Source organism: Blautia sp. HCP3S3_H10_2, from assembly GCF_052122375.1.
Classification (GTDB): domain Bacteria; phylum Bacillota; class Clostridia; order Lachnospirales; family Lachnospiraceae; genus Blautia_A.
Genome location: NZ_JBQKCL010000001.1, coordinates 186,535 through 200,287, shown reverse-complemented (window position 1 = coordinate 200,287; position 13,753 = coordinate 186,535). Strand labels below are relative to the sequence as shown.

The 13,753-nt window shown below is 43.8% G+C and carries 10 protein-coding genes; 4 read left to right on the top strand and 6 right to left on the bottom strand.

All coding sequences use genetic code 11. From position 1 onward, the window contains the following. Window positions 1-60 precede the first annotated feature (60 nt). From ACTQWB_RS00910 to ACTQWB_RS00895, 4 genes are all read right to left on the bottom strand, one after another. Entirely contained in the window at window positions 61-918 is an 858-nt protein-coding gene (locus ACTQWB_RS00910) for a carbohydrate ABC transporter permease (RefSeq protein WP_441499923.1), read from the bottom strand. Window positions 919-921: 3 nt separating this feature from the next. After that, window positions 922-1,839, bottom strand: coding sequence for a carbohydrate ABC transporter permease (locus tag ACTQWB_RS00905; protein WP_441499922.1), 918 nt, complete (start codon window positions 1,837-1,839; stop codon window positions 922-924). Window positions 1,840-2,044: 205 nt separating this feature from the next. Next, window positions 2,045-3,400 carry an ABC transporter substrate-binding protein gene (locus ACTQWB_RS00900; RefSeq protein ID WP_441499921.1) on the bottom strand — a complete coding sequence of 452 codons (1,356 nt, stop codon included), beginning with the start codon at window positions 3,398-3,400 and terminating at the stop codon, window positions 2,045-2,047. Window positions 3,401-3,468: 68 nt separating this feature from the next. After that, a complete protein-coding gene (locus tag ACTQWB_RS00895; RefSeq protein ID WP_441499920.1) occupies window positions 3,469-5,412 on the bottom strand; it encodes a glycoside hydrolase family 127 protein in 1,944 nt (647 codons plus the stop codon). Window positions 5,413-5,943: 531 nt separating this feature from the next. Here ACTQWB_RS00895 and ACTQWB_RS00890 point away from each other — a divergent pair. From ACTQWB_RS00890 to ACTQWB_RS00875, 4 genes are all read left to right on the top strand, one after another. After that, window positions 5,944-6,843, top strand: a complete 900-nt coding sequence (locus ACTQWB_RS00890) for a damage-control phosphatase ARMT1 family protein (protein ID WP_441499919.1) — start codon at window positions 5,944-5,946, stop codon at window positions 6,841-6,843. A gap of 135 nt (window positions 6,844-6,978) precedes the next feature. Then, the gene (locus ACTQWB_RS00885) at window positions 6,979-8,091 is read left to right on the top strand and encodes an ABC transporter ATP-binding protein (RefSeq protein WP_441499918.1); all 1,113 of its coding nucleotides are present in this window, start codon (window positions 6,979-6,981) and stop codon (window positions 8,089-8,091) included. 247 nt (window positions 8,092-8,338) lie between these two features. Beyond that, the gene (locus ACTQWB_RS00880) at window positions 8,339-9,421 is read left to right on the top strand and encodes a PucR family transcriptional regulator (protein ID WP_441499917.1); all 1,083 of its coding nucleotides are present in this window, start codon (window positions 8,339-8,341) and stop codon (window positions 9,419-9,421) included. Window positions 9,422-9,628: 207 nt separating this feature from the next. Further along, complete coding sequence (locus ACTQWB_RS00875) at window positions 9,629-10,744, top strand: aldo/keto reductase (RefSeq protein ID WP_441499916.1); 1,116 nt, start codon at window positions 9,629-9,631, stop codon at window positions 10,742-10,744. A 61-nt stretch (window positions 10,745-10,805) separates the two neighbouring features. On the opposite strand, the gene glpK is transcribed toward ACTQWB_RS00875, so the two are convergent. Together glpK and ACTQWB_RS00865 are read right to left on the bottom strand one after the other, a co-directional pair. Further along, the gene (gene glpK, locus ACTQWB_RS00870; RefSeq protein ID WP_441499915.1) at window positions 10,806-12,305 is read right to left on the bottom strand and encodes a glycerol kinase GlpK; all 1,500 of its coding nucleotides are present in this window, start codon (window positions 12,303-12,305) and stop codon (window positions 10,806-10,808) included. A gap of 432 nt (window positions 12,306-12,737) precedes the next feature. Next, complete coding sequence (locus tag ACTQWB_RS00865; RefSeq protein ID WP_441499914.1) at window positions 12,738-13,640, bottom strand: undecaprenyl-diphosphate phosphatase; 903 nt, start codon at window positions 13,638-13,640, stop codon at window positions 12,738-12,740. Window positions 13,641-13,753 lie beyond the last annotated feature (113 nt).

Here is a 13,753-nt window from a genome sequence, read left to right as displayed (position 1 = left end):
ACCTCTTACAGGCAGAGCCACCGCCCTGCCTGAGAATATAAATGTTAATATTGTTATAATTTAATTTTTCATACCTGTCAGCACAATTCCTTCCACAAAGCTCTTCTGCCCGAAGATATAGATCACAATACCAGGAAGGATTGTCATAAACGTGGCTGCCAGTGCCACCGACCAGTTAGTTCCGAAGGAGCCGGTAAAGTTGGTCAGCGCAATGGCAAAGGTAAATTTGCTCATGCTGTTAATGTAAATGATCTGCTGAAGCAGGTCGTTCCAGATCTGGATGAACAGCATCATTCCAACTACAACTACCGCCGGTTTGATCGAAGGAACAAGAATGGTCCATAGGATTCTCATTCTTCCAGCCCCGTCAATGGAAGCTGCCTCATCAAGTTCCTTTGGAATCGTCATCAGAAACTGCCGGATCAGGAAAATGTTGAAAAAACCACCACCTGTTAAGAACGGCAAGATCAGCGGCCAATATGTATCACCCAGTCCCATTCCCTTTGTCCAGAAAATATACAGAGGAATCAGGGTTACCATTCCAGGAAGAAGAATCGTGCCAACACAGATGTTGAAGATCAGCTTTTTCCCACGGAACCGAAGTCTTGCAAAGGCATATCCGCAGAAGATTGCTGTAATAGTACCAAAGGTAACTGCCGGAATGATAATAGTGAAAGTATTCTTAAAATAAGTCCAGTACTCAAAAGTCTCCAGCGCTTTGGAATAGTTTGACCAAAGCCACTCATGAGGAATAAAGGAAGGCGGATACTCATTCAATGCCGCCGTGCTCATCAAAGAAGATCGGAAAATCCACCAGATTGGAAGAAGTACCAATGCCGCCAGAATCAGTACAATGAAAAATGCCAGAATGTTAAAGGCTTTTTCTTTTCGTTTTCTGCTTGCCATTTTTCCAGCCATTTCTCATTCCCCCTCTCCGAAGATCTGCTCTTTCTGTGTCTTAAAGAGTACTGCTGTGAAAATTCCAACCAGGACAAAGAAAATAACAGAATAAGCAGCTGCATATCCCAGTTTGTTTTTCTTAAATGCATAAAGATAAATAACATAAGACATAAACATGGACTTTTTGCCAGGACCACCGTCTGTAAGAGCCAGTGCCGGGTTGATAACCTGGAGATGTGTGATCAGGGCAGTCAGCACGTTGTAAAAAATAATCGGGGAAATGCTTGGAATGGTAACATTCCAGAAACGCTGCCATGCATTTGCACCGTCAATTTCAGCTGCTTCCAGGTAAACCCTTGGTACATTCTGAAGTCCGGCAAGGAAAACCACGATCAGGTTACCACTGGTCCAGATTGCGATTACCACCAGGGAAGGTACTACCTGGCTGGGACTGTCCAGAAAACGCTGGGGCTTTAGTCCCACCATTCGAAGGACAAAGTTAAAAAGTCCGAAGTTGCCTTCATATAACCATTGCCATCCCTTGTAAACGCCGATTGCAGGCAAAAGGTATGGAATGAAGAAAATAGAACGGAATAATGTCCGTCCCCATATTTTCATATTCAGGAGCAGGGCTACCAGAAGTGAATAAATAATAGCACCTACCACAGCAAGAAGAGCGTACAGAATCGTCGCTTTTATAGAGTCAGCAAAATAAATATCTTTTGTAAAAATACGTTTGAAGTTGTCCATTCCCACAAATTCCGGTGAGGAAAGACCATTCCACTTAAATAGACTTAAAACAAATACTGCCAGTGTCGGCAGATAACTAATCAGACTTACTCCAAGGAATGCCGGTATCAGACAGAGATAAGCGGTCCTTTCTTCTTTTCTACCGGCTCTTGATGTCACTTTCATTTTGTTTTTCTTATTTGCTTTCATGCCCGCACCTCTTAAAAGGGAGCTGACCGGTATCTGTCAGTAATATGAAATAATATCCTTGGACAGTAACCGGTCAGTCCAGTTGCTTTTCCTAATTATCCAGCAGATTTTCACTGCTGCTTCATGTTACCTATTAGCAGTAACTGTTTCGTTCACTATTTTGCTATAAAATAACCAGCACTAGAGTCTGTATGAACGGCTCCGATCAGTCATTGTTCTCAGCAAAGATATCCTGAAGCTCTTCCAGGTTTTCATTGATTGCTTCTTCCATAGTTTCCTCACCAGCCCATACACTGGAGAATACAGAATCAAGTGTAGCATTAAATTCTTCTGTTCCATTTACATAATACCAGGAGGTAGACTGGGCGTTGTTCATAGCATAATCCACTACTGCACTCTTGTACATATCTTTATCCGGATAATTCGGATTGCTGATCCATTTGTCTGTTTTCTCCGGATCGGTGTACCAGGAATCCAGGATCGGCATCCATGTTCCAGCCTCGATCAGTGACCAGGAATTCTCTTCCTGATAGTACCATTTCAGCCATTCCATAGCTTCTTCCGGATGCTCTGTTGTGGAGAATACAACGTTTGGTCCGCCAGTACAGATGGTAACCTTTTCTTTCATATAAGGCAGAACACCTACACCATAATCGAAATCAGCGCTTGGCCCAAGGAAGGTGCCCACATTCCATGCACCATCTGTTGCCATAACTACTTTCTTGCTTCCAAGGGAGGATTCAAGAGCATTTGCAGCACTTGTTACAGGAGGTGCACAGTGGTAAACATCTGACAGATCTGCAATTTTCTGGAGTGCTTCTACCGTCTCCGGAGAATCGATGGTACACTCGGAGCCATCTTCACTGTAATATCCGCCGCCATTGGATTTTGCCCATACTTCCAGCTGCCATGGCAATGTGTTAATGGTACAGCCGTAAATATCTACGTTGTCCGCATCAAAATCAGGATCCAAAGCATTCTTTCCATTGATATCCAGAGTCAGTTTCTGTGCTGTCTGGACAAATGTATCCCAATCCCATGCATTCTCAGCATCTGCCGGCGGAGTCACCTCTGCGGGATCGATTCCCTGCTTCTCACAAACCTCTTTCAGAAGATCGTTGTTGTACCAAAGGTTCAGAACTTCGTTTGCTGCAGAATATGCAACCGGTGTACCGTCATAGCGGAATGTAAGACAGTCAAGCGGCTTCGCATCACCGTCTCCATACATGGAGCTGATGTCTGCAAGAAGTCCGTTCTCTGCGAATTTCAGCACGCCGGCCTCACTCATAATACCGGTATCCGGAAGTTCGCCAGCTGTAGCCATGGCATTCAGCTTGGTAACGTAGGTATCGTGGTCAATCTTAACTACTTCTACTTCAATTTTGTCCTGCTCGCTGTTGAACTTATCAGCAACTGCCTGTGTAGCTGCTGTCTCAGTTTCATTTCCCCACTGTGCATATGTGATCTTTACTCTGTCACCATCTGCTGCAAAAACCGGAACTGCTGCTCCAACCATCATTGTTCCCGCAAGTAAAATCCCCAATAACTGTTTTTTCTTCATACTACTTCTCCTTTTCTTAATCTTATTATAACGGCTTTGCCTGGCCGCTGTAAACATTTACTGTCACATCAAACTCTTAACTTGTGCCATACCAGCATTTCCCCCTGTCCCCGGTTATTCCACATACAATAGGGAACCGCCTGCAGGGAAACTTCTTCTTTTTCCAGTTTCACACTTCCGTATAGCTGTTTTTCTTCTGCTGCACCTTTATTCTTCACCCGGATTCCTTTATAAGAAAGTGTAGGAACATTTCCTACCAGTCCCTCTGCCGGGTCTGTTTCTTCTATAGAAGTGTTCTCTTCTATAAAAATCTCAGAAAGAAATCTGCCGTTTTCTTTTTCCTCCAGACAATATACAAGAGGTCCTTTCATCAAAGCTGCTTTTCCTGCATCAGCTCTTACCTGGTCGTTTGCTCCCATCCATCTTGGATGCACATGGAAATTCAGACTGATATGAGTATCCCCTGGTGAAATGCTAAGTCTCTGATAGCCTTTATCCGGATGTATCTCTATGGAAATTCCATTCTGTACACATTCACAGTTCTCACTATACCATGGAATGCGGATATTCAGGTCTCCTGGTCCTGACGACTGCACCTCGATCAGAACCTTTCCATCCTGCAAAAGTGTGGAATCCATTTTTATCTTCATCCTGCTTTCTCTGATTTCTGCATCTGCTGTAGAGGAGATAAACTGATTAATATAAACAGCTTCTTCATCTGCCGCATATATGTACTGTCCAAGGGAAGCAAGTGTCCTTCCCACGTTTGGAGGACAACAGGCAACTCCAAACCATTTTTGCCTTATCGGTTTCACATGCTCCATATAAGTGTGCTCTGTGCAGAATTCCGGCACCACCTCAAGAGGATTTACATAAAAATACCGGTCTCCTGCAATATTGATTCCTGCAAGTACGGTATTGTACAGTGCTTTCTCCACATAATCATAATAAGAAGCATCTCCTGTGATGGCAGCCATCCTCTGGCCGAACATCATCACTCCGATAGAGGCACAGGTTTCTGAATAATTGGTACTGTTTGGAAGGTCATAATCCGTAGTAAAGCGCTCACGGAAACCGCTGCTTCCGATTCCTCCTGTAATGTACATCCGTCGTTCTGTCATATTGTTCCAGATTCTAGTGCAGGCCTCCATAAGTTCCGGATTCTCATCCTCCCCTGCCAGATCTGCCATTGCAGAACACATATACATTTCCCTTACTGCATGTCCAACCGCCTCATCCTGCTCTACCGGAGGCTTATGAGCCTGTGAATATTCCAGATCGTATCTCTCGAACTCCGGAAAAAATTCCGGATGTCCTCTTCCCTCAATCTCCGCCTGCAGATAATTGGGATTTTTCCCCCGCTCCTGGATGAAATACCTCGCCTGCTGAAGATAAAGCTTCTCACCAGTCTCCCGGTAAAGCTTCACCAGGGCAAGCTCGATTTCCTGGTGTCCCGGATAGCCCCGCTTCTGGCCTTCCCCTGTACCAAATACCCGGCATATAAGATCTGCATTCTTCTTCGCAATAGCAAGGAATTTCTCTTTGCCTGTTGCCTGATGATAAGCAACTGCTGCTTCGATCATATGTCCTGCTGTGTACAATTCATGGCCTTCCACCAGGTTCGTCCATTTCTTCGCAGGTGCATTTACGGAAAAATAAGTGTTCAGGTATCCGTCTGGTTCCTGCGCTTTCCCGATCAGGTCGATAACCTCATCCGCAAGCTTTTCCAGATGACTCCCACGGCCGCCTGCTATGGTGTAAGCAACCGATTCCAGCCATTTATAAAGATCTGTGTCCTGGAAAACAACTCCTTTTCTCTCTCCCTTTTCTTCTCCTGCTGCAATGCGGAAATTATGGATACAATAGGTAGGCTCTGAGTCTTCCAACTGATCATTGAGAATCTTCCACTGATGGGGAATGATTTTTTCGCTTACTTTGTTCACATATTCCCCAAACAAGCTGTCCGTAATCCGGATTCTTTTCAGATCCAATTGTTTCAAGTGTTTTTTCATATTTGTACCTGCCTTTGCCGATTTTGATTAATCGTTTAATTTCCTTTGTAAAAAATAAAAAACAGGATTGATACCATGTTTTTCTTTTGTTTTACTCGTTTCTTATTAATCGTTTTACTTATCTTTGAACTGATAGTACCACGCCAAATGTATTTTGTAAATACCTATTATTTTTTTCAGCTATTATTATAGATAATATGCTTGTTTTTTATGGATTATTACTATATTTTCAGTGAAATTAAACGTTTTTTCACATATTAGCATGATCTTATATATGGATTCTTGGCTTTTCTATTCCATTTGGTATCAATAAACACTTTGTGAAATTTTCCCAGCAGACGTTTTCTCCAATTTTCTTATTTTCTATTTTTCTTTGTTATCCTCTGGTTTTGTCAGACAATTTCTGGTATAATATGTTTAATTATAATTTTTTTAAGACGCAAGAGGCAAAAGGTATTTTTCCCTTTACTTAATGTTGTATTTTCATTACTGTGCATAAACTGCCCAGCAACGTAATTTCAGGAGGTACTAATGAAATTAAATTCAAACTGTATGGCCTGTCAGCTCCGCAAGCAGGAGGCAAAGATTCGTCACTTTGACGATGAAGACAGGAAGAAACAATATATGGAAGAAATCCGTCGTCGTTTTGAGAATCCCAGAGAGGGCGACTGTGTTCCCAGCATTTCCACAGAGCTGAAGAAATTCTACTGCTCCTTCTGGGGCGTTCCCATGGAAGATTTTGCCCAAATCAACCAGGAATATGACCAGCTTATGCTGGATCTGGAAGATGACCTTCATTCTACCATCCGCTATTCCGAAGATCCGTTGAAAGCTGCACTGATTTATGCCCGTACCGGCAATTACATTGATTTTGCAGCACTTCCCGAGGTCAGTAAGGAGACTGCACTTTTCCTTATAAAGAGCGAAAACAAGGATACACTGGATGAACAGGAATATAAGAACTTTTGCCAGGATATGAAAGAGGCATCAAATGTTGTGTATATTACCGACAATTGCGGCGAAATTGTTCTGGATAAGATTGCCATCCATGTTCTGAAAAAAACGTTTCCAAATATACGTGTCACAGCACTGGTACGCGGTCTCCCTGCTGGAAATGACGCTACCATGGAGGACGCCGAATTTTGCGGGCTTACAGATATCGTCCCGGTTCTTGGAAACGGCAGCGATGTGGGCGGAACCTGGTTTCACGGAATCAGCACCCACACACAGGAGCTTTTACAAAACGCAGATGTGATTTTAGCCAAAGGACAGGGGAATTATGAAACCATGCACGGCTGCGGCCTGAACATCTACTACCTGTTTTTGTGCAAATGTGACTGGTTTCAGAAGCTTTTTCATGCAAAACCGCTTCAGGGAATGTTTATAAATGAAAGAAGAGCACCAAGAGAAACTGCTTTTTCGTCAGATTGACAAGAAACCGTCCAAAAGTTTGTACGATTCTGCCCTAGCCCTCCAAAGCCATTTTCGCTATACTAACAACAGATGAAAAAAGCATCGAACGAATTTCGAACATATTAATTAATTGAGTATTTTGGAGGAAAAATCATGGCAAGCTTATCATTACAGCACATTAACAAAACCTACCCGAATGGTTTCCAGGCAGTTAAAGATTTCAACCTTGAAATCGAAGACAAAGAGTTCATCATCTTCGTTGGACCATCCGGATGTGGAAAATCTACTACACTTCGTATGATCGCAGGTCTTGAGGAGATCAGCGGTGGTACATTAAAGATCGGTGACAAAGTTATGAACGATGTAGAGCCGAAGGACCGTGATATCGCAATGGTATTCCAGAACTACGCTCTGTATCCTCATATGACAGTATATGATAACATGGCATTTGGTCTGAAACTTCGTAAAGTTCCGAAGGACCAGATTGACAAAGCAGTTAGAGAAGCTGCCAGAATCCTTGACCTTGAGAAACTTCTTGATCGTAAACCGAAGGCTCTTTCCGGTGGACAGAGACAGCGTGTTGCTATGGGACGTGCTATCGTTCGTAATCCTAAGGTATTCCTTATGGATGAGCCTCTTTCCAACCTGGATGCTAAACTTCGTGTACAGATGCGTATCGAGATTTCCAAGATTCACCAGAGACTGGGCGCAACTATCATCTATGTAACACATGACCAGACAGAGGCTATGACCCTTGGTACCAGAATCGTTGTTATGAAAGATGGTGTTGTTCAGCAGGTTGATACACCACAGCACCTTTATGAGCAGCCAGGCAACCTGTTCGTTGCAGGATTCATGGGATCCCCGCAGATGAACTTCCTGGATGCACAGATCGCAGAAAAAGGCAGTGACCTTGTTGCTAAGATTGGTGAGTATGAGGTTGTTGTTCCAGCAGCGAAAGCAAAAGCTCTTAAAGACGGCGGCTATGTTGGCAAGACAGTTGTTCTTGGTATCCGTCCAGAGGATATCCATGATTCCCAGATGTTCATCGAGGCTTCTCCAAGCGCTCCAATGACATCTACTGTTAAAGTATATGAGCTTCTTGGTGCTGAAGTATTCCTGTACTTCGATGTAAACGGAACTCAGGTTACAGCACGAGTTGATCCTCGTACAAACTCCAAGACAGGCGATACAATCAAATTCGCATTCGATATGGAGAAATCTCACTTCTTTGATAAAGAGACAGAGCTTGTTATCTGCAACTAATATTTAAGAAGCATGAATTTAAGCCTCAGGGGGTTCTCCCCTGGGGCTTTTTTGTGGTATACTATGAGTACTTAATGAGCACAAGCCGGCAGGCGCCGGGCGAATTTAGTGCGAATGCACACCTGGACACTTAATGAGCGCAAACCGGCAGGCGCAGAGCGAATTTAGTGACCAGGTGTACTATGAGCCCGACTTGAACCACTTGCAAGCGCAAACTTTATTATTTTTCACCCAAAGGAGACCTCACATGAAATTACTTCAAATTCTCCAGAAATGCCTGGAAGACTGGCAATCCATCAGTCATCTGGACTTCTGCCTTGTAAATTTAGACAACACCATCTATATCAGCACCTGCGACAGAGCCCTCCCCTCCGAAGAAAAGCTGGAAGAATTTAAAGAGGACGATGCCCTGTGCATTTCCAATATGAACTGCCGCCTTTACAAAGTTACTGAAAGTCATCAACTCCAATATATCCTCATTGTATGGGGAAATACAGAAGCCGCTTCCACCATCGGAGAACTGGCTGTGTGCCAGATTGAAAGCCTTCTTACTGCTTATACTGAAAAAAGTGATAAAAATGTATTCATGCAGAATCTTCTCCTAGGCTCCTACTCTGAAGTAGATGCCTTTAACCGTGCCAAGAAGCTTCATATTGCCACCACTGTCAGACGGGCTGTTTTCCTTGTGGAAACCAAGCAGAGCAAAGATGAAAATGCCCTTGCTACCATTCGCAATATATTCTCGGCCAAAACCCGTGACTTTATTACTGCCATTGATGATTCCGGCATTATCGTCCTCCGCGAGCTGCAGCCATCTGAAGATTACTCTGACCTGGACGACATTGCCCATATGCTTGTGGATATGCTGAATACCGAGGCCATGACTTCTGCCTGGGTTTCCTACAGCAATATTGCCGATGATCTCAAGCAGCTTCCAGATGCCTATCGAGAAGCACGCACGGCTCTGGAAGTCGGTAAGATTTTTTACACTGGTAAAAACGTTTTCGGATACAACCGTCTGGGAATCGGGCGTTTAATTTATCAGCTTCCTGTGGATATCTGTGAAATGTTTATTGATGAATTTTTCAAAGAAGAAACCCTGGATTCCATTGATGATGAAACTCTCACCACCATCCGTACCTTCTTTGAAAACAACCTGAACCTTTCCGAAACTTCCAGACAGCTTTATGTACACAGAAATACTCTGGTATATCGTTTTGAAAAATTACAGAAAAAATTCGGGCTTGATATCCGGACCTTTGAAGACGCACTCACCTTCAAGCTGGCGATGATGGTGGTAAATTACATCAAATACAAAAAGTCCGAGTAAAATATTGCTGTGACCTTTCGTCAAAAAAGCACCTCGTGGAATGCAACCACTAAACAGTAACAATCAATCAACAATCAATTTTTTCTTGACTTAAAGTACACTTTAACATGTATAATAAAGAAAACAGATTTGGCCATAGAGCAATTTCAGGATTCTGCGTATCCCCTTTGCTCTATGGCCTGTCTTTCAAGAAAGGAGTATTTCATCATGGATAAAATCAAAAAAAACTTCGGTTTTGGCTGTATGCGTCTTCCTATGAAGGATGGCGAAGTAGACAAGGAACAGATGTGTAAAATGGTAGATACTTTCCTGGAGCAGGGCTTCAACTACTTTGATACCGCTCACGGATACCTGGATGGGAAAAGCGAGCTTGCCCTTCGAGACTGCCTGACCAGCCGCCACAACCGCAACGAATATATTCTTACCAACAAGCTTACTAATTTCTATTTCAAATCTGAGGAAGAGATCCGTCCGTTTTTTGAAAGTCAGCTGAAAGCCTGCGGTGTAGACTATTTCGATTTCTACCTTATGCATGCACAGAACGAGGAAATCTTCAAATACTTCAAACAACGCCATGCTTACGAGATAGCTCTCCAGCTGAAAGAAGAAGGCAAGATCCGTCATTTCGGAATTTCCTTCCATGACAAAGCAGAAGCTCTGGACCAGATTCTCACAGAATACCCACAGATTGAAGTTGTCCAGATTCAATTCAACTATCTTGACTATGAGAATCCGGCTGTACAGAGCCGCAAGTGCTACGAAGTCTGTCGCAAGCACAACAAGCCAGTACTGATCATGGAGCCTGTAAAGGGTGGCAACCTGGTAAACCTTCCAGAGGATGCGAAACAGGTTCTTGACGACCTGCACGGTGGAAGCCCGGCAAGCTATGCCCTTCGCTTCGCAGCTGGATTTGATGGCGTTCTCATGGTTCTCTCCGGTATGAGCAATATGGAGCAGATGGAGGATAATATCAGCTTTATGAAGGATTTCCAGCCTCTTACAGAAAAAGAAATGGAAGCCGTTCACAAAGTTGCAGACATTTTCCATCAGAAACATGCCATCCCATGTACAGCCTGCCGTTACTGTACAGCCGGATGCCCGAAGCAGATTTCCATTCCGGATCTTTTTGCCTGCATGAACGCAAAGAAGGTTTTCAATGACTGGAATGCAAACTACTATTACAGCAACGTCCACACTGTACATAATGGAAAAGCTTCCGATTGTATCAAATGTGGTAAATGCGAAAAAGCCTGCCCGCAGCATCTGCCGATCAGAGACCTGCTGGAAGATGTAGCCAAGGAATTTGAGACTGAGCAGAAATAATAATCCCAGACGAAAAAGGTGTGTGAAAAATGAGTTTCCATTCTTCACACACCTTTTTATATTACATTTCCTCTTTCGCCCATTCAAAGGTACATTTCACAGCCTTTTTCCAGCCTTTCAGCTTCTTCTGACGCTCTTCTTCTGTCATATGCGGAGCAAACTGCTGGCCAATCTGCCAGTTGCTCTTCACTTCGGAGGCATCTTTCCAGAACCCTGTTGCAAGTCCGGCCAGATAGGAAGCACCAAGTGCGGTAGTTTCAATGCAGCTTGGGCGCACTACCTGGGTATCCAGAAGATCAGCCTGGAACTGCATCAGGAAATTATTGGCACTTGCACCGCCGTCCACACGCAGAGCACTTAAATCCAGCCCCGAATCTTTCTCCATAGCTTCCAGGACATCATGTACCTGATAAGCCAGGGATTCTACAGTAGCACGAATCAGATGCGCTTTTCCTGCGCCTCTGGTAAGTCCCAGAATGGCACCTCTTGCGTACTGGTCCCAGTATGGAGCACCAAGTCCTGTAAACGCAGGTACTACATAAACACCATTCGTATCCGGCACAGAAAGACAATATTTCTCAGAATCCGGAGAACTCTCCAGAATCCCTACCTCATCTCTCAGCCACTGGATTGCTGCGCCTGCTACGAAAACACTTCCCTCAAGGGCATATCCCGGCGTTCCATCGGCTTTCACAGCAATGGTGGTAAGAAGTCCATTCTTTGATTCTACTGCTGTATCTCCTGTATGCATGAGCATAAAACAGCCTGTACCATATGTATTTTTCACATCCCCGGACTCAAAGCAGCACTGTCCGAAAAGAGCCGCCTGCTGGTCTCCTGCTGCCCCGGCGATAGGGATTCTGCCTCCGATCAGATTCTCGTTGGTATATCCGTAAATGCAGCTGCTTGGCTTCACCTCTGGCAGCATGCACTCTGGAATATCCAGATATTCCAAAATCTCTTTATCCCATTTTTTCTCATGAATATCAAAAAGCATCGTTCTGGAAGCATTTGTATAATCTGTCACATGAACCTGACCTTTTGTCAATTTCCAGATCAGCCAGGTATCTACTGTTCCGAAAAGCAGTTCTCCATTCTCAGCACGATCCCTTGCACCTTCCACATGATCCAGAATCCATTTCAGCTTGGTTCCGGAAAAATAGGCGTCCGGAATCAGACCGGTTTTCTTTCGCACCAGTTCAGACATCCCGTCTTTTTCTATCTTCTCGATCATATCTGCTGTTCTGCGACATTGCCATACAATGGCTGGATAAACCGGTTCTCCGGTCTTCTTATCCCATACGATTGTAGTCTCGCGCTGATTGGTGATTCCAATTGCATGAATATCCTCAGCATCTACTCCTATCTTACTCATGGCCTCTGTAGCCACGGAAATCTGGGAAGACCAGATTTCCTTCGGGTCATGCTCCACCCATCCTGGTTTCGGATAATACTGTCTGTATTCTTTCTGGGCAACGCTGCACATGTTGCCTTTCTTGTCAAATAAAATACATCTTGAACTGGTCGTCCCCTGATCCAGCGCCATTATATATTTTCCCATAGTGCACCTCTTTTTGTGTTTTCGCCTTATTATTTTCTCTATTATATCTCATTTATGACGACATGAAAACACCATAATTAATTGCTATTTAATGTGCTGGGGAAATGCGGTTCTAACCAGTTGTCGATAACCAGCGGTTTGGCAATGTATATTCACGTAGCCGTGCATTTCAGGAGCGGTTTTAGTGGAGGCGAGATCCATGACTTACGGAGACTTGGCGCGAAGGCTCTCCTGAGCGTCTTAGTCGTAGTTAGTCATTAGCTTGCCGGAACGTTGCTCCGCACGGCGGTGAATATACATTGCCAGACTGCGTCCGGGAAACGACGCCCAGCACATTAAATAGCAATTTTCCTTTTTTTCTCTATATGCAAGAAAAAGCGCCTCCATCCAATTTTCTCCGAATGTCGACGCCCCATTTTCTCTTATAAAATTTTATGCCAGTAAAGTCTTACCTACAAAATAAACCAGTACCAGTGCACCAAGTACGATTCGGTACCATCCAAACGCCTTGAAATCATGCTTCTTGATATATCCCATCAGGAACTTGATTGCAAGGATGGAAACTACAAATGCAACCACCATACCGATTACCAGGATCAGTACCTCTGTACCAGTAAAACCAAAGCCAAATTTCAGAATCTTCAGAAGGCTGGCTCCGAACATAACCGGAATGCCAAGGAAGAAGGTGAATTCAGCCGCAACTGTACGGGAAGTGCCCACCAGGATTCCTCCGATGATGGTAGAACCAGATCTGGATGTTCCAGGAATGACAGAGAGTACCTGGAAACAGCCGATCAGGAAAGCTGTCTTAAAGGACAGATCTTCCAGACTTGTGCACTGCGGCTCTCTGCCTTTGTTATAGTTTTCCACAATAATAAACAGAACACCGTAGACAATCAGCGCAATAGCAACAACTACATAATTGTTAAAATGTGCTTCAATGAAATCATTAAATGGAAGTGCAATAATAATGGTGGGCAGACATGCTACCACAATTTTGAACCACAGCACCCACTTATCCTTATCACAATAGCGCTCCACAAAATTCAAGATCACCTGTGCCCATTTCGGTTTCTTCGCAATTGCCATCTGGGTTCGTTTCGGAAGCTTCTTTATGTAAAAAGGCCACAGCTTATTCCAGTACAAAACAACAACTGCAAGTATGGCTCCAAGCTGGATCACAACCAGAAATACGTCCATAAAATCCTGTGACACATTCAGATGAATAAACTCATCGACCAGGATCATATGTCCCGTACTGCTGATGGGGAGCCATTCTGTAATTCCCTCAACAATACCAAGGAGAATTACCTTTAAAAGTTCGATAATATCCATTTCTACCCCTTTCTTCACTTTAACAAAATGAGGACGGAGACTTGAACTTCTCCGTCCTCTTTAGTATATTACACAAAATATCTTTCGTAAACTTGTATTTTGCTTTTTTCGCA